Origin of the sequence: Candidatus Terasakiella magnetica (assembly GCF_900093605.1) — a bacterium.
GTDB lineage: Bacteria > Pseudomonadota > Alphaproteobacteria > Rhodospirillales > Terasakiellaceae > Terasakiella > Terasakiella magnetica.
This window is the reverse complement of sequence record NZ_FLYE01000023.1, coordinates 304,528-327,829: the sequence shown is the minus strand read 5'-3', so window position 1 is coordinate 327,829 and position 23,302 is coordinate 304,528. Positions and strand designations below refer to the sequence as shown.

Below are 23,302 nucleotides of genomic sequence, written 5' to 3'. Positions count from 1 at the left end.
TCGGCTAAGAACAGTCATTCAGATGCGCATGATTATTGGTCTGTTTTCTACATGAAGGCAGAAGTAAAAACTGAAAACTGTTTTGTTAATAATTCCTAATTATCTTTAAATTTATCACCTTAAAGGTGTACTAAATTAAATCACATACCCAATAGATGCAACACAATAACCGAGCTTCCTAAAAAGAAAGCTCAGTTATTAACTGGCTTAGTTTTAAAACTGCTTAATCTCTCGTATGAGTATATTCAATTTACTCTTGCTTTTGGGAAAAGCAGGAATAGGGACATTTGAATTGTGAAAGACTATTTTCACCTCTGTATAGAGAACACATAAATTAAATATAGTCATTCATATACAAAAAACACTTCACTCCCCTAAGCACCTGATCTAAGGTGTTTTTGGAGCTGGAACGCACAGCTCTGGGGCTTAGTAACCTCTGTATTAGCGGTCAATATCGACCGTAATGATATCTTCCTGACCTCTATGGTCGGGGAGCCTGTGGCGTATGTCCAGGTTCTCCGAACTAAAGGCCATGGGGACCGTCTAATACCGGTTTACTAACTCCCCGATCACCAGAGATCAATTGAGCAACCCTTCGCGGGGGCGTACCGCGAGGCTCTGGCTTTTATGGGAGTAGGACCATGTCTGAGAAAGACACAACTTCAACGAAGAAACCAATTTACAAACGCTGGTGGTTCAGAATACCGCTGGTTTTACTTGGCTTATCACTATTGCTGGGACAATTTACCGGAGGTGGTGGATTGCCTGCTTGCGACAGTTCCCGGGCCAAAGGCACGCTGGCCAAAGCCTTTGACCAGTCCCAATTTGCTCGTAACATGGGCCTAGCTGTTGTTGAAATTAAGGAAAGTACAGAACTCACTTCTTCAATTGATAAGAAAAAGGACTGTTTTGCCAAAATCACCATGAATAACGCCAACACCGTGCCCGTTCTCTATCAACTAGCATTGCGTGATAATGGCAGCTACATGCTGACCTTTGAAGTGCAGGAATAGGGAGATTGGATCATGAAAAAATCATTGCTAATGATCCCGGCCTTTATTCTGGCGTTTTCTTTTCTGCAACCGGCATCAGCCTTCAGCTTGGGTGATGCCGTTAAAATCGGCGATGGCATGCTGAAACAGAAACAGCAGGAAGACCAAAAGAAAAAACAGGAAGCTGAGCGCCAACAAAAGGCCGAACTGAATGAGGCCAAAAAATATGCTGACCGCATCCTGAAAGACTATAACGCCATTAAAGCCCATCAGGAAATCAGGCTTAGAGATGATATTCTTCAGGCCCATTCTGATCTGCAGTATAGTTACAGTCAGACAAATCCGGATGCCATTCGACAAAATGCCCGGTCTTTATCAAACCTGCTGCCCGCTTATCAGGCGCGGCTTAAAGAAGTGGAAAAAGAAAAGCAGGCGGCATATGAGCGCAAACGTGAAGAAAAACGCATAGCAGCCCAAAAGGCAGAAAAAGCACGGGCTGAAAAACAAGCAGCCGAGCAAGCACAGCGTGAACACGAAAGAGCGCTACAAAAAGAGCAGGCAAAGCTTGATCAGCAGCAAAAGGAACGTGAAACTACGGAAAAGAAAAAACGCGCTGAACAGGCTGAGGCGCACCGGATTGCCAATCTTTCAGAAAATGACAAACTCGGGGAAGAGGTCCTCAACTACACCACCTTTGGCTCCAAGCAGGCCCATGCTGAAAGCTGGAAGATGATTGATCCACAGCATTGTATCTTTAAAAGGGAAAGCCAAGGTGGCCAGGCTCATCTCAAACTGAATAATGTCATCCTAGATAGCATCAAGATTGGCAGCAGCTATAACCGTTTTTATAAAAAGCCCTGTCATGTGGTTAAACTTGTCGGGGATAATCCAGTTATTGAATTTATCTACGACAGTCGAAGAAGCACTAAACTAAGCCTGGATTTTGAAGATGAAGGAGAGATATATTCTTCCCTTTCTATCATCGCAAAACTGATCACCGGATCACACTGGTCCGGCCCTCGGTTCTTCGGCCTCAATAAACGCCCGACACCGCCGAGGGTTAGATCATGAGCAAGAAAACTGTTAGATGCGCCATTTATACCCGCAAATCCACCGAGGAAGGATTGGACCAAACTTTTAACACGCTTCATGCACAACGCGAAGCATGTGAGGCCTACATCCAAAGTCAACGGCACGAAGGATGGATAACGTTGCCAACCTTGTATGATGATGGCGGTTTCTCTGGTGGCAATATGGATCGTCCAGCCTTGAAGCAACTCATGGCGGATATTGAGGCAGGCCTGATCGACACGGTTGTCGTTTACAAGATTGATCGCCTGACCCGCGCCTTAGCTGATTTTGCCAAGATGGTGGAGATATTTGATAACCCGGATCATCCCGTGTCTTTTGTCTCCGTCACCCAGCAGTTTAATACGACCACTTCCATGGGGCGACTGACCTTGAATGTCCTTTTGTCGTTTGCGCAGTTTGAACGCGAAGTGATTGGCGAACGAGTACGAGATAAGATTGCAGCCTCCAAGAAGAAAGGCATGTGGATGGGTGGCCTACTGGCCCTTGGGTACGACAAGGAAGACAAGCTGCTTGTCATCAATGAGGACGAAGCCAACACGGTACGTGATATTTTCCAGACCTACCTGAAACTTAAATCAGTCAGAGAGCTGAAAGCTAACTTGGATAAACGAGGCATAGTCAGCAAACTCCGCATCTCTAAAACAGGTAATCTAACGGGAGGCAATTCACTGGCCAGAGGCGCACTCTACACCATTTTACGAAACCCGGTTTACATCGGTAAGATCAGGCATAAGCAGAATGTGTATGACGCAAAGCATGAACCGATTATCGACATGGGTCTTTGGCAACAGGTTCAGGACGTGTTGGATGAAAATCAGAACAACCAAGAAGGCAAGGTTAATTGCAAGAATGGAAGCCTGCTCACTGGTTTGATCTTTGATAGGGACGGGAACCGTTTGACGCCCAGTCATGCGGTTAAGAAAACGGCTTCTGGGAAGAAACGCTATCGCTATTACGTGAATGAAAGCCTCAGGCTTCCTGCAGCCGATATCGAACAAATTGTAATCATCAATCTCTGTGCCTTTTTAAACGACCCGAAGAACATCAAAACGACTGAAGATGCTGATCGATACGCGGAGTTCGTTAAAACTCTAAAAGATGACAACAGCTTCAAGCGTGTTTTTCTGGTCAAACAACTTGTTCATTCCATCACGGTTGATACGAAAGAAGTGACCATTCAGGTTTCCAATATTGAACTGAATGATAAGCAGGACAGCGAAGACAGCTTCGCATCCCTAAACATTCCCGCCCAACTCAAACGCTGTGGCATGGAGAAGAAAATTGTTCTCGGTGAGGTAAAAAGGAAGCCAAAGAACGATGCGACCTTAATCACCATTTTAGCCAAAGCTCATACCCTTATGGAAAAGTTGACGTCAACGGATCAGCTCAGTCTGTCCGCGCTTGCCCGGCAAGAAGGTGTTTCGCTGACCTATATCGGCAAGCTACTTCGCGTATCTGCCCTATCTCCAAAAATTCAGGAAGCTATTATTACAGGTACTCAGCCTCAAACCATGACGGCAAATAAGCTCATGACCTTGAAGACCTTGCCTTCGGACTGGAGTGAACAAGAACAGCTTTTTGGAATCTAAATACGTCAGATATGACCGCCCAGCCCTCCCGGTGTGGAGGGCTTTTTTATTGCTGAATTAAACTGGGTCAAATCGTCACAGAGATATTTAAGATATTCGGCTCCGAATTCGCCGTCTCCGGTTCAGCTTAGCGCACTACAATGATGCGCTGCCGCCCGCAACTATTTGATTTATAAAGCATATTACAAAGAAAAAGCGAACCAACTGATAATCAGCGGTTCGCTTTAAAAATTCTGGCGGACAGTGAGGGATTCGAACCCTCGATGAGCGTTAACCCATACTCCCTTAGCAGGGGAGCGCCTTCAGCCACTCGGCCAACTATCCACGGTGTGGTTCAAGGGTTCTACAAATACATGGAGGCGCTGTCAATGTTCAAAAACTGCTTTTTGCGAATTATTTTCTCTCAACGTTAAACAGGGTTTTAAGTTCTTCATCATCATAAGGGGTTTTGCGGGTATGTTCGTCCAAAACAGCAAGGCCGCGGCGCACGGCTTTGCGCTCTTTAATCGCAAGAAACCAGCGTTTCAAGTTTGGATAACTGTCTAGGTCTTGGCCCTGATCTTTATATGAACGTATCCACGGCATAGCTGCGATATCGGCGATAGAATAGTCACCTGCCAGATAGTCAGCCTGCCCCAATCGTTTATCCATCACCCCATAAAGGCGCGTGGCCTCATTGGTGTAGCGCTCAATGCCATAATCGACCTGCACAGGGGCATATTTTCTAAAATGATGCGCCTGCCCCAACATGGGGCCAAGGCCGCCCATCTGGAACATCAGCCATTGCAGGACCTCATAACGTTTGTCAGGCGTGCTTGGCAAAAGCTTTGAGCCTGTTTTTTCTGCCAGATAGATCAGGATTGCCCCGCTTTCAAACAGGCTAATGGCTTTTCCCTCTGGACCATCATGGTCCACAATTGCGGGGATTTTATTATTAGGGCTTATGGCAAGGAAACCTTCTTCAAACTGTTCCCCATTGGCGATATTGACGCCATGGACAGTATAATCCAGCCCCGTTTCTTCCAACATAATATGGACTTTATGGCCGTTTGGGGTCGGCCAGGAATAAAGATCAATCATAAATACCACCGTTTAGAGAGTTTTAAGAATTCTAAGCTATTTTAAATTATTCAAAAACAAAAAATATGATTGACCTCACACTTCTCTCTTTTGTAATTTTTATGTGAGAAAACTAATTTAGCCAGGTGTCCTTATGCCAGATGTTCTTCCTCAACAGCGCCTCCTTCTTGAATTGCTTGTCATGTCCGGTGACATTGCGGTTGCTGATGATATTTCCGATACGATCTTGGAACGTACTATTGAAGAATGTGAGAAAAAGGGCTGGGTACGACGTTCTGTTTTTGGTGCAGGGTTTCATAAAACAACCATTACAGAAAAAGGCCGCGTGGCCTCAAACATCCCCAATCGCGGCCAGACAAAAAAATAACGCCCCCAAGTTTCCTTGAGAGCGTTATTAAACGTTAATGCGCTAAAAGCTTAGCCCATAATTTTATCACGAAGCAGTTTGTTCACCACGCCCGGGTTGGCTTTACCCTGTGTGGCTTTCATGACTTGACCGACAAACCAGCCCAGCATTTTATCTTTACCGCCGCGGATTTGTTCAACCTTATCTTCGTTGGCTGCCATAATCTCATCAATGGCGGCTTCAATCGCGCCTGTATCCGTGATCTGCTTGAGACCTTTTTCTTCAACGATCTTTTCAGGGTTATCGCCTGTTTCAATCATAATCTCAAAAACGTCTTTGGCGATACGGCCAGAAATCGTGTCGTTGCTGATCAACTCAACAAGTTTTCCGAGGTTTTCAGCAGAAACCGGACTTTCCTGAATGGAAACGCCTTGCTTGTTCAACACTGCAAACAGGTTGGTGATGACCCAGTTTGCCGCCAGTTTGCCATCACGGCCCTTGGCAACAACTTCGTAGTAATCCGCCTTTTCTTTTTCAGCAACCAGAACGGAGGCATCATAAGGTGATAGGCCCAACTCATTGATGAAGCGATCTTTCTTTTCATCTGGAAGTTCCGGCAACGTTTTGCGGATTTCATCCACATAACCTGCTGGCAATTCCAACGGCAGAAGATCAGGATCAGGGAAGTAGCGATAATCATGGGCATGTTCTTTAGAACGCATGGAACGTGTTGTTCCTGTCGTGCTGTCAAACAGGCGTGTTTCCTGAACGATCTCGCCACCTTCTTCATAAACTTCAACTTGGCGTGCAGATTCAGCTTCAATAGTCTGCATCACAAAACGAACGGAGTTTACGTTTTTGGTTTCTGTACGGGTGCGCAGGCCTTCTTCACCGACCTTGCGCACTGAAACGTTTACGTCACAGCGCATGGAACCTTCATCCATGTTGCCATCACATGTTTCAAGGTAGCGCACAATAGAGCGCAGTTTGCGCACATAAGCACCCGCTTCTTCAGGTGAGGTCATATCCGGCATGGACACGATTTCCATCAAGCAGACGCCTGCACGGTTCAAGTCGATATAAGACTTGCTTGGGTGCTGGTCATGCTGAGATTTACCCGCATCAATTTCCATATGAAGACGTTCAATACCAACTTCTTTGGTTTCACCATCTTCCAAATCAAGGATCATGGTGCCCTCGCCCACAATTGGCTTATCAAATTGTGAGATTTGATAGCCCAGTGGCAAATCTGCATAGAAGTAGTTTTTACGTGCAAAAACAGAATATTCGTTAATCTGCGCTTTTAAGCCCAGACCTGTGCGAACAGCATGTTCAATACATTGCTCGTTAATAACAGGCAACATGCCCGGCATACCAGCATCTAAGAAAGCCACATTATGGTTTGGTTCTGCCCCAAACGTTGTGGATGCACCAGAAAACAGCTTGGCATTAGAGATCACCTGACAGTGAACTTCCAAACCGATGACCAGTTCCCAATCGCCTGTTTCACCTTTGATTACGTAACCCATCTTTTAGGCCTCCAACATCTTAGGCTTGGCGCTGAAACCAGCCGCCTTTTCCAATACTTCTGCAGAACGCAGCAGTGTTTCTTCATCAAACGGACGACCAATCAACTGCAAGCCCAAAGGCAAACCGCCCTGTGACAAACCAGCCGGAACAGAAATCCCCGGCAAACCTGCCAGTGAAGTCGGGACCGTAAAGACGTCGTTGAGATACATTTTCACCGGATCATCTTCATTCTCACCAATGCCGAATGCCTCAGACGGACAAGTCGGTGTCAAAATCACATCACACGCTTCGTGCGCTTTAGCGAAATCCTGTGAAATGAGTGTGCGGATTTTCTGTGCTTTGGCATAATAAGCATCATAATAGCCTGCTGAAAGCACGTAGGTGCCGATCATGATACGGCGTTGCACTTCTTCACCAAAACCTTGACCGCGTGTCTTCATGTAAAGATCATCAAGGTTCTCAAGCTCACCTTCTGCACGGTGACCGTAACGTACACCGTCATAACGCGCCAAGTTAGAAGAGGCTTCTGCAGGCGCAACGATATAATATGTCGCCAACGCATATTTTGTATGGGGCAAGGAAACCGGAACGATTTCAGCACCCGCATCTTTGAGCATCTCTTCACCCTGTTTCCAAAGCGCAGTGATTTCTTCTGGCATGCCATCGACTTTATATTCGTTTGGAATACCGACTTTCAATCCTTTGATGTCACCTGTAAGGGCAGCTTCAAAGTCTGGCAGCTCAACACGTGCTGATGTGGAATCATGCACGTCATAACCCGCCATGGATTGCAACATGATGGCACTGTCACGTACCGTCTTGGTCATGGGGCCAGCTTGGTCCAAAGAAGACGCAAAGGCCACGATGCCCCAGCGCGAACAACGCCCATATGTTGGCTTTAAGCCAACAATGCCGCTAAAGGATGCTGGTTGACGGATGGAACCACCCGTATCCGTGCCTGTGGCTGCCAAGCAAAGCTCACCTGCCACAGCCGCAGCAGACCCACCACTTGATCCACCGGGAACCAAATCTTTATCCACGTTAGAACCCCAAGGGTTTTTAACCGTGCCAAAAGCAGATGTGATATTGGCAGAGCCCATGGCAAATTCATCAAGGTTGGTTTTACCAACCATCACGGCACCCGCCTTTTTCAGGTTGGAAGAAACAGTGGATTCATAGGGCGGGATGAAGTTATCCAAAATGTTGGAGGCCGCAGTTGTGCGCACGTCTTTGGTACAGAAAAGGTCTTTCATGCCAATCGGCAGACCTTCCATGGCACCCGCATCACCAGATTTAATCTTGGCATCAGATGCTTTGGCCTGTTCAAGGGCAAGCTCAGGTGTTTCTGTAATAAACGCGTTTAACTCTTTGCGCGCAGCCATCGTATCAACGTGAGCTTGGGTTAGCTCAACAGCGCTGAAGTCACCAGCCTTAAGCCCATCGCGGGCCTCAGCCAATGTGAGATTGGTCAATTTTGTCATGATTATTCAACCACCTTAGGCACGAGGTAACAATGATCGTCTTGATCCGGTGCATTTTTAAGAACCAAGTCCGGCTGGTCGCCGCTGGTCACTTCATCTTTGCGCCAGTGCAAAGTCTGTGCAGCTACGGATGTCATCGGCTCTACGCCGTCTGTATCAACTTCAGAAAGTTGTTCAACCCAATCAAGGATTTTAGTCAAGTCCTGAGCAATCGGCTCAAGCTTTTCATCAGCCACTTCTAGGCGAGAAAGAAAAGCAATGTTCTTGACGGTATCTTTGTCCAGTGAAGACATGACGATTTCGTCCCTTATCGGCCCAGTATCACGGACCTACTCATAATGTGAAAAATAGCGGTGCGGAAAGTAGCACTGGCACGGACAAGAAACAAGGGGTAGAGTGGAAAAAAGAGTAACCTTTAAGCCGATCTGAAAATATAAGAAACAATGCCCCTTTCCGCTGCCATACTTCAAACGCTCCAATCTATTGTGGGTGATAAAGGTTTCATCACCAATCAAGCTGAAATCGCGCCCTATCTGGTGGAAAGCCGCAATAAGTTTAAAGGCCAGTGCGATGTGCTGATCAAACCCGCCAGCGCCCAAGAAGTTGCCGAGGTTCTTGCCATTTGTAATGACCATGATGTGGCAGTCGTCCCCCAAGGGGGAAATACGGGGCATTGCGGCGGGGCGGTACCCAATGGCGGGATATTGCTCAACCTCTCCAGGCTTAATAAAATTCGCCAGATTGATCCACTAAACGCCACCATCACCGTTGATGCAGGCTGTATTTTACAAACCATTCAGGAAGCAGCTGAAAAAGCCGGGCTTTTCTTCCCGCTCTCCCTTGCTGCCCAAGGCAGTTGCCAAATTGGCGGAAACCTTGCCACCAATGCAGGCGGGGTACATGTGCTGCGCTATGGCAATATGCGCGACCTCACGCTGGGCCTTGAAGTGGCCCTGCCCGATGGGCGGTTGTGGGATGGTTTGCGCGCTTTGCGAAAAGACAATACGGGTTATGACCTCAAACATCTGTTTATCGGATCAGAAGGCACCTTGGGCGTTATCACGGGTGCTGTTTTGAAACTCTCTGCCAAACCAAAAGACACAGCGGTTGCCTTTTTAGGGGCAGAAACACCGCACGACCTGATGGAAGTCTTTGCCATTTTGCGCGACCAATTTGGCGAAGAGCTCAGCGCTTTTGAGATCATGCCGCGCTTTGGCCTTGAGATGGTCACCAAACATATGAAAGCTGCGCGTGACCCTTTTCATGCGCCTTATCACTGGTATGGGGTGGTGGAAGTTGCCAGCTCGCGCCCTGACAGCCAGTTAACAACCGCCCTTGAAGAGGCTCTCCACCCGCTTTTTGATAAAGGCTTTTTGCATAATGCCAGTGTGGCAAAGGATTTAAGCCAAGCAAGCCAGTTTTGGGCCTTGCGTGAAAATATGTCTGAGGCACAAAAATGTGAAGGCGGCTCCATTAAACATGATGTGTCTGTTCCGCTTTCTCATATTGCTGAATTTCTTGAAGAAACTTCACATATGATAGGTAACATAGTGCCGAATTCGCGCATCTGCGCCTTTGGTCATGTGGGTGATGGTAATATCCATTTTAACATCAGCCAACCTATTGACATGGAAAAGGATGCTTTTCTTGCCCATTGGAGTGATTTTAACGAAATCGTCCATGAGATGGCAGAGAAATACGGTGGCTCGTTTAGTGCAGAACATGGCATTGGCCTGTTAAAAACAAACGAGATGGAACTGTTTCGCGAAGGCCCTGAACTGGACATGATGCACAGCATTAAAAACAGCCTTGATCCCAATAACATTATGAACCCGGGCAAGATTTTAAAAAAACGCCCCTAGACTTTTCATAGCCCTTTGTAAGTATTTTACAATGAAGGATATGGCTATGTATTCCCCCAATTCTAAAGAGACCCAGCTGATTGCCCGCCTGACAACAACGGGCATTGAAGTGGACATCTGCCCTGAGACAGGCGGCATCTGGCTGGATAAGGGGGAATTTATCCTGCTTTCAAAAAAGCGACATCTCACAGAACAACTCTATGGTAAATATTACACCTATCATAACTCACAAGGTCACCCCTCCCCGCGCACGGGTGAGGCCATGCGGTGCTGTAGCTTTAAAGACATTGCGCAATTTGAAGAATGTCCAACAACGGGCGGTCTGTGGTTTGATAAAGAAGAATGGGACAAAGTGCTTAAATGGTCCCCCCTGCTTGACTACCAACTGATTGAAGAAACATCCAACCCTTCGTCACAAAGCGAGAAAAGCTTACCAAACCTGTGGTGGCAGACGGCAAAAATGGTGGTTCTGCTCAATGGCTTTTTCGTTTTGTCGTGTTTTGGTATCTCCAGCCTGATGGAGATGGAGACAAACTGGGGCGGTTTTCTATTCATCAGTCTTCTCGTGAGCCTGTTTAGTTATCTCGTCTCGCCTTGGATAATCGATGCCTCCCTATTCTATCTTTATAAATCCAAAGAAAATGCCCTTGATGAGCTCCCCTTGTCCCTTCAAAACTTTATTGAAGAGATTGCACGCAAGAATAACATTAAACATCCGCGCATTAGCCTGATCTATGACGGTGCCCCGCAAGCTTTTACCTATGGTCACACACCCAATAATGCGCGTATCGTCATTTCCACAGGCTTGATGAAAATCCTTGGCCCAAAAGAGCTCGAAGCCGTGATTGCCCATGAGGTTGGTCATGCGGTTCATTGGGATATCGCTTTTATGAGTTGGGCACAGCTTTACCCGACCCTGTTTTATCATTTGTTCAGATCAACATTACCGAGCAATGGTGAGCGTGATGCCAAAGCAGGCGGCATCAGTGCCTTTGCCTATTTCCTTTATGTGGCCTCAGAATATCTCACCCTTGCCCTTTCGCGCATTCGTGAACTTCATGCCGATCGTTTTGCCGCCCATACACAAGGCAATCCCGCGCTGCTTTCTTCTGCCTTGGTGAAAATTGGCTATGGCTTGGTGCATGGCTTTTCAGATGTACCCTCCCCCCATAAGCATCATTCAAAAAAACAGTTTGAAGCGCTTAACATCATGGGGGTGCATTCAACGGGCTCACTCATGATGCCACCCAAAGCAAAAGACACCCCGCACGACCCTGAAAGCTTAAAGCAAGTGATGAAATGGGATATGTGGAACCCGTGGTCACGCTGGTATGAGCTGCAATCCACCCATCCGTTAATTTCACGTCGCCTAAACTATCTTGCACAACAGTCAAAATCACTGGGGCAAAAACCTTATGTGGATTTTGATTTAAAACAGCCAGAATCTTATTGGGATGAATTCGCGATTGATCTTTCAATCCACCTTTTGCCCATGCTCGCCCTCATTGGCCTGCCCATAAGCCAGATTATCTTTCATTTTTTCCACCTATTGGTGGGTACACATATGGAAAGTTGGCAGGTTATTCTGACTGCTATTGATTTAAAAGAAGCCGTCCATGTGCCGCTTGCCTTTGCAGGTCTGGGTTTTGGCTTGATGGTGCGCACCTATTTTCAATATCCCCTCAAGCATTTTTGCGAAATGAGCATTGCCGCCTTGCTTAAAAAAGTCAAAGTCTCCGCCGTGCGCCCCACGCCTTGCACCATTCGCGGTAAAATCATCGGTAAGGGCAATCCGGGTTCCTTTTTCAGTGATGATTTTTATATTCAGGATGAAACCGGACTGATCTATCTGGATCATCGCAGCCCACTTTCCATTTGGGAGTTTTTCTTCGGCTTTGTTATGACGCCTAGATATATTGGTCAAGAGGTGGAAGTTACGGGCTGGTATCGCCGCGCCCCCGTGCCTTACATTGAAGTCAAAAGCCTGCGGTGCCTTGATGACAGCCAGCCCATGGTCACCACCTATGTCTGGGCATGGAGCTTCTTTGCCAGCGCCTGTATTCTTGCCGCTTCAGCCTATTTCTGGACGGTGGGTTAGAGAATTTCTCTGATACGCTCGGCAATCTCATGGGTGGTATTGAGCTTATTGGTCAGTTTCATATCTAACGAGCCTGCAAACGGATAGGCATAGCCGCCTTCATAAAGCGAAGCGACCATGCGTTTATGTTTTTCTGAGATCATGCCCTCAGGGGCATAGATATAAACCGGCTTGCCCGTTGCACAAGCCTCAGAACACATGGAAACACTATCGCCTGTGACGATTAAAACGTCTGAGAGAGCAAGAAAACCAAAATAAGGATTTTCACCCTCATCACCGAATTTAAATTTAAAAGACGGAACCGTGATTTCTTCCAATAAAGGCTCGGCGGCTTCGCCTGTTCTGCGCGATGTCGTGACAAGCACACTGGCACCTTTGGCTTTGGCAATGTCATTAACCTTGCGCCCGAGCTCTTTGCCCATATCAGCACTAAAGGCTTTATTCTTTGTCGCCCCACCAACAATCAGGCCGATGCGCGGTTGTGGCAAAAATGAAAAACGCTCCAGCCAATGGGCAACCGCTTCATTTAATTTTTGCTGGTTAACCCGATGCGGGGCGCCCGTCATGGTCATTTCATTTGCTGAATAACTATTTTGATCATGCGAAGGCACGCAGATTAAATCAAAATCATCAGCCCCACTATTGCCGGGATACATGACCTGCACAATCTTACACTTACCCTTTGAGGCTTTTTTAATATGGCGTGCAATGGGGGCTGTGCGCCTGCCTGCTGCAATGACAAGATCAGGCCATGGTGCTTTGATTTGACTTTTACTTTGCGCGTTTAAGCCTTGTAAGGACGTGCCAAGCAGAAAATTGGGCAGTTTCGCCAGCCCATTATAAGCAATGTCTTTTTGCTCAAAAGGCAGGTCTAAGGCTTCAGCAACCCCTAAACATTGGCTGACATTTCCCGCGCGATCATCGCACAAAACCCAGATGGTTGGCCCCATACTCATTTGTAAAACCACTCATTAACGATATGAACACTATCATTAATACATAAAGGGTGTGGTTCATAATCTTTTATTTTCTCAACCCTCTTTAAAATAGATCACGACATATCCACTAGGTTTTACGGATCAAACCGTGTTAAAAATAACGCAACGCTCACAAGCTGACTTAAACCTTATGACTGATAAATCTTTTGAGCTTTCCCAACCGGAACTCAATGGCACGACCTTTGACCTCCTGCAAAATAAATCAATCAAAATCCTGTTGATTGTTTTGTTATCCATTGCCATGCCCCTTAGCCTTTGGGGCTTAGCCAAATGGACCCATGAGACCGCACTGGATAATCTGCGCCTGCAACTAGATTCGCGCATGAAGCTCTATTCCTCCAACATTGTCAGTGAGTTGGAAAAATACGAATATCTCCCGACGATTTTGGCGCGCGACCCTATTTTAAAATCCCTTTTTCAAGATGAAAAACGCGCCGCCCACATTGATCGTGCCAATCGTCACCTCAGCGCTATTCGTGAAACCGCTGAAGTTTCTGCCGTTTATGTGATGGACCGCCAAGGCAAGACCATTGCGGCAAGCAACTGGGCTGAAGAGGGCTCTTTTGTGGGAAAAAACTTTCAGTTTCGCCCCTATTTTAAAAATGCCATGGCTGGCAAAACCGGACATTATTTTGCCCTTGGCACCACCTCTAAAATACCGGGCTATTATCTTTCCCATCCCATTGGAGATAGTGACAAAATCACAGGCGTGGTTGTTGTAAAAGTCAGCGTGGCGCGCCTTGAAGAAGCTTGGGCAACCGCCAATGAAGAAGTTGTGGTGACCGATAGCAACGGCGTCATCATCATCACAGGCCATGAGGAATGGAAATTTAGAACCCTTAAACCGCTTTCTGATGAAAAACGTTCCGCCCTTATCTTAACGCGGCAATATTCTGATGCGAAGCTTTTGCCCATTGATATGGGGCGCGAAAATATTGTGGATGACCAAACCCGACGCATTGCCATTCGCCATCCCCTTGTGGATGCGCCAGATGCAAAAAACTGGGAAGATATTTATATTCGCTCACGCTCTGTCTTAGGCACAGACTGGACAATACATTATATCTTTAGAGAAGCCAATTTGCGCGATGATGTGATCAATACCTTGATCCTCGCAGCCTTTGCATGGCTGGTCATTATCTTAAGCTTCCTTTACATCCTGCAACGCAGAAACATGATCACGCACCGTCTTGAGTTTCAAGAACGCCATCAAAAAACACTTGAAGAAGCCGCTATTCAGCTTGAACACCGTGTTGATCGTCGCACCAAGGCCCTAAGTGAGGCCAACCAACGCCTTGAAGAAGAAATACAAGAACGCCTAAAGGCAGAAGATGACCTTCATATGGCGCAAGATGAGCTGGTGCAAGCCGGTAAACTCGCCGCCCTTGGGCAAATGGCAGCGGGCATTACCCACGAGATGAACCAGCCTTTAACCGCCATTCGCAGTTATTCTGATAATGCGACCATCTTGCTTGAGCGCAACCGCCTTGATGATGTGCATTCAAACCTTGAACAAATCTCTGATCTATGTGCGCGTTTGGGTAAAATATCGGGGCAGCTTAAAGTCTTTTCGCGCAAAACACCGTCTGAGAAAGAACCCATCAGCCTATCTAAGGTGATTAATGAGACCCTCGCCTTATTAGAAAGCAGCGCCAAAATGGGCAATATTGATATCCATAATGCCATTGGTGAGACTGATGCCATGGTCCTTGGTGAGGCCATCCGTCTTGAACAGGTCTTGATTAATATTTTGCGCAACGCTCTTGACGCCATGACAGACCAAGACAAGGCCGCCATCTGGATATCGGCTGAGCAATCCCAAACCCGCATGTCCATTATTATCCGTGATAATGGTCCCGGTTTTAAAAAAGACGAACTGGATCGGATATTTGATCCTTTCTTCACCACCAAGGAAGTGGGCAAAGGCTTAGGATTAGGCCTTTCCATTTCCTCGCGCATCATTCAAGATTTCGGCGGTGTCTTAAAAGCCCATAACCATGAAGATGGCGGGGCAGTCTTTACAATTGAACTTTTACAGGCTTCACATGGTTGATTATCAATATAAAGGTCCGGTCCTTTTTATAGACGATGAAATGCATATCCGCCTTTCAGCCAAGCAAACGCTTGAGCTTGCTGGTTTTGATGTGGTCTGCCTTGAAAGTGCAGAAGATGCGCTAAAACAACTGGAACAAGGCTGGCCCGGCATTGTTATTTCAGACATTAAAATGCCCTCTATGGATGGCATCATGTTTATGGAAAAAGCCCATGAGATTGATAAAGATATTCCCATTATCCTAATCACGGGTCATGGTGATGTGACCATGGCAGTGCAGGCCATGCGCGATGGGGCCTATGATTTCATTGAAAAACCTTTTCCTTCAGAACTGCTCACAGATGTGGCTGGGCGCGCGATGGAAAAACTCGCCCTTATTCGTGAAAATAAGGAACTGCGCGCAAAGCTTAAAAACCAGTCCGGCATTGCTGAAAACCTGCTTGGAAAATCCCAACCTATTGAACAGCTCAGAAAACTTATCGGCAATATCGCCAATACCGATACCGATGTGCTGATTATGGGGGAAACAGGCACAGGCAAGGAAATGGTTGCGCGCTGCCTTCATGAAAACAGTAGCCGCCATAACGCCCATTTTGTGGCAGTAAATTGCGGGGCTATGCCGGAAACCATCTTTGAAAGTGAGCTTTTTGGGTATGAACCCGGTGCCTTTCCCAACAACCCCAACAGGCGCATTGGCAAGATTGAATATTCATCCGGCGGCACGTTGTTTTTAGATGAAATTGAAACATTGCCCATGTCCATGCAGGTGAAACTGCTGCGGGTCTTACAGGAACGCTCCATTGAAAGGCTGGGCTCAAACACGGTCATCCCACTTAATTTGCGCATTTTAGCCGCAACCAAGACCGACCTATTATCCGAGGTTCAAAAAGGAAACTTTCGGGAAGACCTCTATTACCGTTTAAGTGTGGTTGTGGTTTCCACCCCGCCTTTGCGCAAATGGAAAGAAGATATCCCGCTTTTATTCCAGCATTTTGCAGAAGAAGCCAGCACGCGGTTTTCACGCGACTGTCCCGCCATTCGCGAAGGCCAAACCCAATCTTTAATCACCCATAACTGGCCCGGTAACGTGCGTGAACTTAAAAATGCGGCTGAGCGTTACGTGCTTAATGATGGTCAAAGCCCGCTTGCCCAAACCCAAGAACCGTTAGAAGAAGAAAACCAAAGCTTGGCACATAAAGTCGAAGCCTTTGAAAAGGGGCTCATCATGCAAGCCTTGGAACAATCAAACGGCAGCATCAAAGAAGCCATGGAGCTTCTTGATATCCCGAGAAAAACACTCAGTGATAAATGTAAAAAATACGAAATTGATAAAGCCGATTTTCAGCAGAAATAACGTTTTTAATCAGGAGCTTTCAGCCACAAGGCCCCAATCGATACAATCCTGTTCAACGCAACCTTCCAAGGCTTCGTTGCGCAAATAAAGCGGCTGTGTGGTCTCAGCTGTTTCTTCTGAAAGTAAATATTTCAGCTCCACCGGCACGTCAGACGTATTAATTTTATTCTGTTTAATCAGTTTGGATAACAAGCCGCTCACACTGTCTTCAAGCTCAGCTTGGTTCATGGCATGGTGGCTTGCATGCTTCATCAGTGCAATTTTATGAGCATTTTCCAACGTGGAGACCAGCAAGTCGTATGAGCAGGGCTTGGAGAGATAAAAATGCTCTGAGCCCACCAGCCTAAAGGCCGTTGCCTGATTGCAATGGCCTGATAACACCACCCGCGCGGTTTCTGGATATGTGCGCCAGATGTGGTCCAGTAATTTCTCGCCACTCATCTGCGGCATCATCATGTCAGAAACGACAACGTCATAGGGCTGCTCTTCAAAAAGCTCAATCGCTTTAAAGCCAGAAGTGGCGTAATCGATATCCCACTCATTTTTTTTATGACGTAATGTACGTGCCAATGCATTTAAGACATTGACCTCATCATCTACAAATAATACCCGCATTTTAAATAGAATCCTAATCGTTCCGACACCGCACTATAAATGAACAAAGGCCTAAGGGGGTATTCCCATATGGGGACATTAACATTGGATAAACGCCTTAAAGCCTCCATTTGAACACTTAGTCATTAGTGTAGTTGAAAATAATACCTCCTTTAATACATAGCTCTTTAATTATTCTTATTTACCTTTTCCTACATCAAGAAAAAAAGGCACTCTCGCCTTTCGAAGGCTTTGAAGGGTGATCCTAAATAAAATAAGGGCAAGGTCTACAGAAAGACCTCGCCCTTATTTATTACTCAATAAGAAAAATGAATTTTCCTTAAGTCACTTCCTAAAAATGATAAGACATACCAACACGAATTTGGAACAGGCCCTTAACGCGCGCATAATCACCCTGGTCCATATCCGGTGTCAGTTCATCTTCAGCAAACTTATATTTTGTTGAAGGCAGGCTATATAGACCCGCTGCATTGAAACTCACCTTATCTGAAACAAAATGCTCCGCACCAGCCCCTAAGATGAGGCTGTATTTGCTAAGTGTTCTGCTCCCTGTGTCTTTATCTGTATCCATATCATCATAGGCTGACAGCTTTGTACGTGTCATACCGAGACCAAGCGTGCCATAAAGCAGAGTTTCATCATTAAAAAGAACCCCGGCACGCCCACGAATGGACCCATATAGTTTCAGGTCATGCTCGGCATAATCATCAGATGAATCATCAAAAGCCGTTTCACTTTCAATGCGACCAGAACCCAAGTCAGCCTCTAGACCAAACAAAAGATTATCATGCACAGTGTTGTAGCCGAGCGTCCCGCCATACAAGACGCCTTTAGAAAAGCTTGTCGACAGGTCTTCCGTTTTTTCAGGCTGGGCCGGAAGGTGGTCGTTATCGACAAGTCCATCAAGACTAGCCCCGCCATACCCTGTGAAAAGCCCTGCATATAAGCCATCAAAATGACTATCATCGCCTGCAAAAGCATCAATGCTCATAACCGCAGGCAATATAGTTGCTGATAAGACCAGAGTTTTAAGTTTTGATTTTAACATGTCAAAAACTCCGCTACGAACCACTCTTTAGAAACGGTATCCCAAAGAAACTTTACCTGCGATCGTGCTTGTATCAAACTCAATCTCACGATCATCTGCATAAACAGGAGTAAAGCTTGTTAGGCTTGTACCACCGGCAGATGAGAAGTTTGAAACGAGTGTAGAGTTATCACTTGTTGTTCCACTCATTTGATAAGCTTCAATTTCACCGCGCAAGAAGAAACCATTGCCAACGTTGCTTTCAAAACCACCACCAATACCGGGGCCATGAATAGTTGCGTCATACTCACCTGCAGCGGCTTGTGCCACATGGTAACCGACTTTAGCAAAGACCATTGTATCTTTAGTCAGAGTATAAGCGGGTTTAAGAGCGAGAAAGAAGTGCTTGCTAATATCAACCGAACTGTCTGAAGTAGACAGGCTTGGATCATAACTGATCGATGGGTTCAAATCATATGAATGGTTGTGAGCAGCGCCACCACCACCGGAACCATCGTTATCACTACGGCCGCCAGTTACAGAGCTTGTCGTTCTTGTACTGTCTGAGCGGGTAGACTTTTTCATAAAGTCAGTACCAGCAGAAAGACCAATTAAAAACTTATCAGATACTGCAAAGTTATAGTTAATTTCTAGTTCTGGCAAAACAGCTTGATCAGTTGATGGCCACTGGATCAGCTTGTCATAACTAAAGACACCTGAAAGATTTGTATTACCTGCTGCGTTTGAACCATTTGTCCATGCACCAGCTGGGCTTGAGTCAACAACTGCATCCCATGTGCCATTGCCTGTTTGTGTTGTATCAACTTCAGATGATTGTAGTGATGCACCTAATGATACGTTAAAGCCTTCAAAATTCTTTGAGAAGTCTTCAGCTTGAGCCAATGCAGGCATCCCAATCCAAGCTACAGTTGATAAAATAAGAGCATTCTTCTTATTAAGCATAATTATCCCCTAAGGCGTTTTAATTTTTCTAAATGCTATATAATTCATGCATCTCAGCATTGCCTTCACTTGCCTACATCCCCCCTTAATGGAAAGAGGATTGTTTAAGCTATGCTCGAAAAATCAGTATATTTTAAGGGGTTTGGTTAGTTTGTAGCCTTTTAGGCGAACGGAGCAAATATTCACTTTTCCCGCTGTTACCTCTTTTAATTTCTTGCGCAATCGCACGATTCTAACTTCAAGGTTTTTCTTATTATAGCCAACTTCATCCATACCAAATATTTTGGCAACCTGACCATATTCCAATTCACAGTTGGCTGCGCGCATACATGCGGTTAACAATTTAGTTTCAGCCTCTTGCAAGGTGGCATCTCCTTTTGGGCCCACCAGCAAATTCTCAGCCTGATTAAGCTTGGCTGATTGACCTTCTATAGTACTATGGAGCCTGCGCTGAAGAGAACCAATTACAGAAAGTAATGTTTCCGGTAATATAGGCTTGACCAGATAAACATCAGCACCACTGTCATAGCCGATTGCCATATCCTTTGCTGAATCTCTAGCTGTCATCATGATAATGCCGACCAGTGGATGGGCTTTGCGCAAACGCTTGGCTAGGCTGATGCCGTCTTCTCCGGGAAGGTTCAGGTCTATAACAATAATATCAATGGGGGAGCCGTCCACAATGCCATCAACATCTTCAGCATAGGCAAGATCAGTTACAAAATACCCCTCCTCACGCAGAACAGTTGCTGTAATGTCACGCAACGCGTCATGATCTTCAACAACTACGACATGCACTTTCTAGTCTCCCTTTCTTTTCATTAAGCCAAAGCCTAAATTAACCGCAGCTGCAAAAAGAAAACCTACAGTTACCTTCATCACCCTTTCAGTGACAGTGGCAAACGCACAACAAAGCGGATCAACTCCTCATCCGGTTTATACTCAATAGCCCCTTGTAATAAGGTGGTGAGCCCCGAGACAAGATATAACCCCAGACCACTTCCGGTAATGCGATGGGCTTTTACATGGCGATAATATTTAGTAAAAACCATATCAGGGTCAGGCCAACCCGCTTGACCGGGATAATTGGCAATGCTGATTTCCACCATCTCAACACCATTTCTTTGAATATGGCCAAGCTCAAGGATGATGCTTTTTTTAGGGTCACTATATTTGATGGCATTATGAAGAAGGTTTGACAAAACCATCATCAATAAATGCTTATCGCTCTCAATGATTGCAAGAGGACCACCTACAATCGTGAAGCGGTCTGCTTGTGCCAATGTTTCAATAATTTCATTCAAGTTTTCTACTATGTCACAGTCTGAAAGATGCAGCTCAATTTTCTCTGCATCTAACTGTTCCACATCCTTAGTCCGCCCAATGACAAAATCCATATCATTAACGGCCTGTTCAGCAGTTTCGCGCATTTGATCACTTATCGTATTTGCCCCAAGAACCATGCGGATCACAGAAAGCGGTGTCTTTAGCTCATGGGAAAGCATGGCCAGAAAACGGGCTTTTTCTTCATTTTTTGATCGTTCCTGCATGGCAAAACCATGCAATTGGACAGATTGATCCACCGTGCGAAAATGTTCGCGCACAGAAACCGCAATAAGTAACCAGATCAAAATTAAACCAACGCTATAACCATATAATTTACCGCGCCACGCACCAAGCAATGCATGTTTTTCCAAAGCGATTACAACATAAAAAGGCAGTCCTGTGACACGCTCAAAGTGAAGGATATGATTTTCACCCTCAATATTCTGATTAGTTTCTGACTGGCTGTTTTTTGTCTCTTTAGGTAAAAACTTAAAAAAAGCCTCATCCAGCTTTTGCTTATGAAGTCGCTTGGTTGTTTGGGGCAACTGTGCAAGGAGGTTGCCCTCCAGGTCGGTAATGGCAAAGACACCGATATCTTTAAGGTCTAACCTGTTAAGCCATTGCTGGAAAAAAGACATGGTAAAGGAAATGGCTGAAATGCCGACGAATTCCCCTTTCTCATCACGCAGGCGATGAACATAGGCCATGGTATTTTCTTTGGTATAGCCTTCATATATTTTAGAGAGATAATCCTCCCTTTCTGGAAAATCCATCAAGCCACGACAGAAATCCTGATAACTATAAGAATTGCCAATGGGGATCGTCACCCCTTCAAACGCTTTGTTGGGGAAAGCCTTACCGTTTAAGCGATAAACACCTCTTGTGGCCCCTACAACCACACGACATTCGTCATCCATATACCCCAGACTTAATATCTGAGGAATGGTTTTCCCTTCCTCTACCACAAACTTTGCAAGTTCTTCATGTCGCTTTATATCTATGGGGGGAATGATCAAATCAGAGGGCTTTATCTTGGCCCGAAGCGCTCTATTCTCATGTTTCACCACCTCAAAGGAACCCGTGATCCAGGCGGAGACAAGAAATGAGGAAGACCGGGCTTGTTCTTCTGCCTGCTTAAAAACAAGTGCTTTAGATGTACGAATATCCCAGATGGCTGCCAGTGTGATGAGAACACCAAAAACAATAGCACTTAGCAAATAAAGCCTTTTTTTGCGCCCCAGATTATTCGTACTTATAGAGGCTGCATGTTCTTGAGCTAAGGGGGCGTTCACAATAACCATCCTGTGCAATAATATAATGAGACGCATAAAGAGTTCTGAGGCTTTGCACGTCCTGGCTAGCTCATAATACTCTCAGCGTCGATAAATCAGGCAGTACCCAGCCTATCATATTTTGGGAGTAAGGGCCTGACCTATAAAATTGGCTTGAGTATTACTGCGAATCCCTCATTTCAGCTATGTATTTTTTGCATAGCTAAGGCATTGTTCAGCAGATGAACATTTAGATTGGCGGAAATCCGCCATAGGTATTTTACCCTTTTGGCGGGTTTCCACCCATCGTTTTTTGCCAACGCAAGAAAATATCTAATATTGCACTGCACATCCCTTTTTTTGCGGCTTTTGGGCTTTTTCCTTCTTCTCTTCAGGCTTCTGCTTTGTCACCTTAATCGTACTTTCTTTGCTTAAAGTAATTAACTTCAGCGAAAGCGCGGCAATGGGAAAGTTGGTTTTATGACCCTACAGATGAAACTAACATGCCGCCTTCGCTATCTTGTATTAACTGGGAGGAATTTTCCTTATGCGTAAGCTAACCGCTGGCCTTTTTGCCGCTGCTGCTATGATGACTGCAACTGTTGCAACTGCTGCAGATCCAATAGTAATCAAGTTTTCACACGTTGTTGCTGAAAACACTCCAAAAGGCCAAATGGCTAACAAATTCCGCGACCTTGTTGCAGAACGTCTTGGCGACAAAGTTAAAGTAGAAGTTTACCCAAGCTCACAGCTTTATGGTGATAACAAAGTTCTTGAAGCTATGTTGCTTGGCGACGTTCAGTTGGCTGCACCTTCTTTGTCTAAATTCAAAAAATTCACAAAGAAACTGCAACTGTTTGATCTTCCATTCCTGTTTAAAGACATGGCTGCTGCTGAAAAATTCCAGCAAGGCCCTGCCGGTCAGAAACTTCTTGGTTCTATGAAGAAAAAAGGCATCATTGGTCTGGGTTACCTGCACAACGGTATGAAGCAAATCTCTGCTTCCAAGCCACTTCGCACACCTGCTGATGCATCTGGCCTGAAATTCCGTATCATGTCTTCTGACGTTTTGTCTGCTCAGTTTGAAGCTGTGAACGCAGTTCCACTGAAAAAGCCGTTCTCTGAAGTTTTCACACTGTTGCAAACAAAAGCGATCGATGGTCAGGAAAACACTTGGTCAAACATCTTCTCTAAGAAATTCTTTGAAGTACAAGAATACATCACAGCATCCGACCACGGTCTGCTTGACTACCTTGTAGTATCTTCAACTGAATTCTGGGACGGCATGCCTGCTGACATCCGCCCACAAGTTAAAAAAGCACTGGATGAAGCTATTGCTCACGGTAACAAAATCGCTGCTGAAAAAGCAACGGGTGACCGCACTGCAATCGAAGCATCTGGTCGTTCTAAGGTTCTCGATCTAACTGCTGCTGAGCGCATGCAGTGGGTTGAAGCTATGAAGCCTGTATGGGCTAAGTTCGAAGGCGCTGTTGGCACAGACCTTCTGAATGCTGCAATCGCAGCCAATAACTAAGCTGTCTGCAAAAGACACCCCTTAGGCGTTCATTCACCTAAGGGGTGTTTCTTTATCTATCTGAATATTTAATTACCGTATCAATCAAATC

The 23,302-nt window shown here is 45.8% G+C and carries 19 protein-coding genes and 1 tRNA gene; 9 read left to right on the top strand and 11 right to left on the bottom strand.

The genetic code is table 11. The annotated features are described in order from the left end of the window. The first annotated feature begins 641 nt into the window (after nt 1-641). The 3 genes from MTBPR1_RS10820 to MTBPR1_RS10810 are packed head-to-tail and all read left to right on the top strand — an operon-like array spanning nt 642 to nt 3,673. The gene (locus tag MTBPR1_RS10820; RefSeq protein WP_069189020.1) at nt 642-1,013 is read left to right on the top strand and encodes a hypothetical protein; all 372 of its coding nucleotides are present in this window, start codon (nt 642-644) and stop codon (nt 1,011-1,013) included. A 12-nt stretch (nt 1,014-1,025) separates the two neighbouring features. Continuing rightward, nucleotides 1,026-2,063, top strand: a complete 1,038-nt coding sequence (locus MTBPR1_RS10815; RefSeq protein ID WP_069189019.1) for a DUF2924 domain-containing protein — start codon at nt 1,026-1,028, stop codon at nt 2,061-2,063. Then, nucleotides 2,060-3,673 carry a recombinase family protein gene (locus MTBPR1_RS10810; protein ID WP_069189018.1) on the top strand — a complete coding sequence of 538 codons (1,614 nt, stop codon included), beginning with the start codon at nt 2,060-2,062 and terminating at the stop codon, nt 3,671-3,673. Before MTBPR1_RS10815 ends, MTBPR1_RS10810 begins: the two co-directional genes overlap by 4 nt. Before the next feature lie 234 nt (nt 3,674-3,907). Here the strand turns inward: MTBPR1_RS10810 and MTBPR1_RS10805 are convergent. Both MTBPR1_RS10805 and MTBPR1_RS10800 read right to left on the bottom strand, forming a co-directional pair. After that, nucleotides 3,908-3,997 (bottom strand) — tRNA-Ser (locus MTBPR1_RS10805). Nucleotides 3,998-4,066: 69 nt separating this feature from the next. Continuing rightward, nucleotides 4,067-4,753 (bottom strand): glutathione S-transferase family protein, encoded by a 687-nt coding sequence (locus MTBPR1_RS10800; protein WP_069189017.1) that lies wholly within the window; start codon nt 4,751-4,753, stop codon nt 4,067-4,069. Between the two features lie 133 nt (nt 4,754-4,886). Between MTBPR1_RS10800 and MTBPR1_RS10795 the strand changes: the two genes are divergently transcribed. Continuing rightward, nucleotides 4,887-5,120, top strand: a complete 234-nt coding sequence (locus MTBPR1_RS10795) for a hypothetical protein (RefSeq protein ID WP_069189016.1) — start codon at nt 4,887-4,889, stop codon at nt 5,118-5,120. 50 nt (nt 5,121-5,170) lie between these two features. Here the strand turns inward: MTBPR1_RS10795 and gatB are convergent, their stop codons facing one another. The 3 genes from gatB to gatC are packed head-to-tail and all read right to left on the bottom strand — an operon-like array spanning nt 5,171 to nt 8,403. Further along, complete coding sequence (gene gatB / locus MTBPR1_RS10790; protein ID WP_069189015.1) at nt 5,171-6,628, bottom strand: Asp-tRNA(Asn)/Glu-tRNA(Gln) amidotransferase subunit GatB; 1,458 nt, start codon at nt 6,626-6,628, stop codon at nt 5,171-5,173. A 3-nt stretch (nt 6,629-6,631) separates the two neighbouring features. Further along, on the bottom strand, nt 6,632-8,110 hold the full coding sequence (gene gatA / locus MTBPR1_RS10785) for an Asp-tRNA(Asn)/Glu-tRNA(Gln) amidotransferase subunit GatA (RefSeq protein WP_069189014.1): 1,479 nt from the start codon (nt 8,108-8,110) through the stop codon (nt 6,632-6,634). A gap of 2 nt (nt 8,111-8,112) precedes the next feature. Further along, a complete protein-coding gene (gene gatC / locus MTBPR1_RS10780; protein ID WP_069189013.1) occupies nt 8,113-8,403 on the bottom strand; it encodes an Asp-tRNA(Asn)/Glu-tRNA(Gln) amidotransferase subunit GatC in 291 nt (96 codons plus the stop codon). A gap of 150 nt (nt 8,404-8,553) precedes the next feature. On the opposite strand from gatC, the gene MTBPR1_RS10775 reads away from it, so the two are divergent. Both MTBPR1_RS10775 and MTBPR1_RS10770 read left to right on the top strand, forming a co-directional pair. Continuing rightward, a complete protein-coding gene (locus tag MTBPR1_RS10775) occupies nt 8,554-9,972 on the top strand; it encodes an FAD-binding oxidoreductase (RefSeq protein WP_069189012.1) in 1,419 nt (472 codons plus the stop codon). A gap of 46 nt (nt 9,973-10,018) precedes the next feature. Then, nucleotides 10,019-12,070, top strand: coding sequence for a M48 family metalloprotease (locus tag MTBPR1_RS10770; RefSeq protein WP_069189011.1), 2,052 nt, complete (start codon nt 10,019-10,021; stop codon nt 12,068-12,070). Here the strand turns inward: MTBPR1_RS10770 and MTBPR1_RS10765 are convergent. After that, the gene (locus MTBPR1_RS10765; protein ID WP_069189010.1) at nt 12,067-13,026 is read right to left on the bottom strand and encodes a mitochondrial fission ELM1 family protein; all 960 of its coding nucleotides are present in this window, start codon (nt 13,024-13,026) and stop codon (nt 12,067-12,069) included. The two genes, MTBPR1_RS10770 and MTBPR1_RS10765, sit on opposite strands and share 4 nt — an antisense overlap. A gap of 130 nt (nt 13,027-13,156) precedes the next feature. On the opposite strand from MTBPR1_RS10765, the gene MTBPR1_RS10760 reads away from it, so the two are divergent. Both MTBPR1_RS10760 and MTBPR1_RS10755 read left to right on the top strand, forming a co-directional pair. Further along, nucleotides 13,157-15,121: a sensor histidine kinase gene (locus tag MTBPR1_RS10760; protein WP_126465170.1), complete on the top strand. Its 1,965-nt coding sequence runs from the start codon at nt 13,157-13,159 to the stop codon at nt 15,119-15,121. Continuing rightward, complete coding sequence (locus MTBPR1_RS10755) at nt 15,114-16,475, top strand: sigma-54-dependent transcriptional regulator (protein WP_069189008.1); 1,362 nt, start codon at nt 15,114-15,116, stop codon at nt 16,473-16,475. Before MTBPR1_RS10760 ends, MTBPR1_RS10755 begins: the two co-directional genes overlap by 8 nt. Before the next feature lie 9 nt (nt 16,476-16,484). Here MTBPR1_RS10755 and MTBPR1_RS10750 read toward each other — a convergent pair whose 3' ends face one another. From MTBPR1_RS10750 to MTBPR1_RS10730, 5 genes are all read right to left on the bottom strand, one after another. Continuing rightward, complete coding sequence (locus MTBPR1_RS10750) at nt 16,485-17,090, bottom strand: response regulator (protein WP_069189007.1); 606 nt, start codon at nt 17,088-17,090, stop codon at nt 16,485-16,487. A 331-nt stretch (nt 17,091-17,421) separates the two neighbouring features. Further along, complete coding sequence (locus MTBPR1_RS10745; protein ID WP_069189006.1) at nt 17,422-18,138, bottom strand: outer membrane protein; 717 nt, start codon at nt 18,136-18,138, stop codon at nt 17,422-17,424. A 27-nt stretch (nt 18,139-18,165) separates the two neighbouring features. Beyond that, on the bottom strand, nt 18,166-19,080 hold the full coding sequence (locus MTBPR1_RS10740; RefSeq protein ID WP_069189005.1) for a hypothetical protein: 915 nt from the start codon (nt 19,078-19,080) through the stop codon (nt 18,166-18,168). Between the two features lie 123 nt (nt 19,081-19,203). Further along, entirely contained in the window at nt 19,204-19,878 is a 675-nt protein-coding gene (locus MTBPR1_RS10735) for a response regulator transcription factor (protein ID WP_069189004.1), read from the bottom strand. Nucleotides 19,879-19,958: 80 nt separating this feature from the next. Beyond that, nucleotides 19,959-21,698 carry an ATP-binding protein gene (locus MTBPR1_RS10730; RefSeq protein WP_069189003.1) on the bottom strand — a complete coding sequence of 580 codons (1,740 nt, stop codon included), beginning with the start codon at nt 21,696-21,698 and terminating at the stop codon, nt 19,959-19,961. 526 nt (nt 21,699-22,224) lie between these two features. Between MTBPR1_RS10730 and MTBPR1_RS10725 the strand changes: the two genes are divergently transcribed. Next, nucleotides 22,225-23,211, top strand: coding sequence for a TRAP transporter substrate-binding protein (locus tag MTBPR1_RS10725; protein ID WP_069189002.1), 987 nt, complete (start codon nt 22,225-22,227; stop codon nt 23,209-23,211). Nucleotides 23,212-23,302: the final 91 nt, after the last annotated feature.

What these genes read in the sequence shown, in the direction of transcription:
- MTBPR1_RS10815 (WP_069189019.1), top strand. Translation starts at nt 1,026, where the DNA reads ATGAAAAAATCATTGCTAATGATCCCGGCCTTTATTCTGGCGTTTTCT.
- MTBPR1_RS10770 (WP_069189011.1), top strand. Translation starts at nt 10,019, where the DNA reads ATGTATTCCCCCAATTCTAAAGAGACCCAGCTGATTGCCCGCCTGACA.
- MTBPR1_RS10800 (WP_069189017.1), bottom strand. Translation starts at nt 4,753, where the DNA reads ATGATTGATCTTTATTCCTGGCCGACCCCAAACGGCCATAAAGTCCAT.
- MTBPR1_RS10795 (WP_069189016.1), top strand. Translation starts at nt 4,887, where the DNA reads ATGCCAGATGTTCTTCCTCAACAGCGCCTCCTTCTTGAATTGCTTGTC.
- MTBPR1_RS10725 (WP_069189002.1), top strand. Translation starts at nt 22,225, where the DNA reads ATGCGTAAGCTAACCGCTGGCCTTTTTGCCGCTGCTGCTATGATGACT.
- MTBPR1_RS10745 (WP_069189006.1), bottom strand. Translation starts at nt 18,138, where the DNA reads ATGTTAAAATCAAAACTTAAAACTCTGGTCTTATCAGCAACTATATTG.
- gatB (WP_069189015.1), bottom strand. Translation starts at nt 6,628, where the DNA reads ATGGGTTACGTAATCAAAGGTGAAACAGGCGATTGGGAACTGGTCATC.
- MTBPR1_RS10775 (WP_069189012.1), top strand. Translation starts at nt 8,554, where the DNA reads ATGCCCCTTTCCGCTGCCATACTTCAAACGCTCCAATCTATTGTGGGT.
- gatA (WP_069189014.1), bottom strand. Translation starts at nt 8,110, where the DNA reads ATGACAAAATTGACCAATCTCACATTGGCTGAGGCCCGCGATGGGCTT.
- MTBPR1_RS10740 (WP_069189005.1), bottom strand. Translation starts at nt 19,080, where the DNA reads ATGCTTAATAAGAAGAATGCTCTTATTTTATCAACTGTAGCTTGGATT.
- MTBPR1_RS10765 (WP_069189010.1), bottom strand. Translation starts at nt 13,026, where the DNA reads ATGAGTATGGGGCCAACCATCTGGGTTTTGTGCGATGATCGCGCGGGA.
- MTBPR1_RS10820 (WP_069189020.1), top strand. Translation starts at nt 642, where the DNA reads ATGTCTGAGAAAGACACAACTTCAACGAAGAAACCAATTTACAAACGC.
- MTBPR1_RS10750 (WP_069189007.1), bottom strand. Translation starts at nt 17,090, where the DNA reads ATGCGGGTATTATTTGTAGATGATGAGGTCAATGTCTTAAATGCATTG.
- gatC (WP_069189013.1), bottom strand. Translation starts at nt 8,403, where the DNA reads ATGTCTTCACTGGACAAAGATACCGTCAAGAACATTGCTTTTCTTTCT.
- MTBPR1_RS10755 (WP_069189008.1), top strand. Translation starts at nt 15,114, where the DNA reads ATGGTTGATTATCAATATAAAGGTCCGGTCCTTTTTATAGACGATGAA.
- MTBPR1_RS10810 (WP_069189018.1), top strand. Translation starts at nt 2,060, where the DNA reads ATGAGCAAGAAAACTGTTAGATGCGCCATTTATACCCGCAAATCCACC.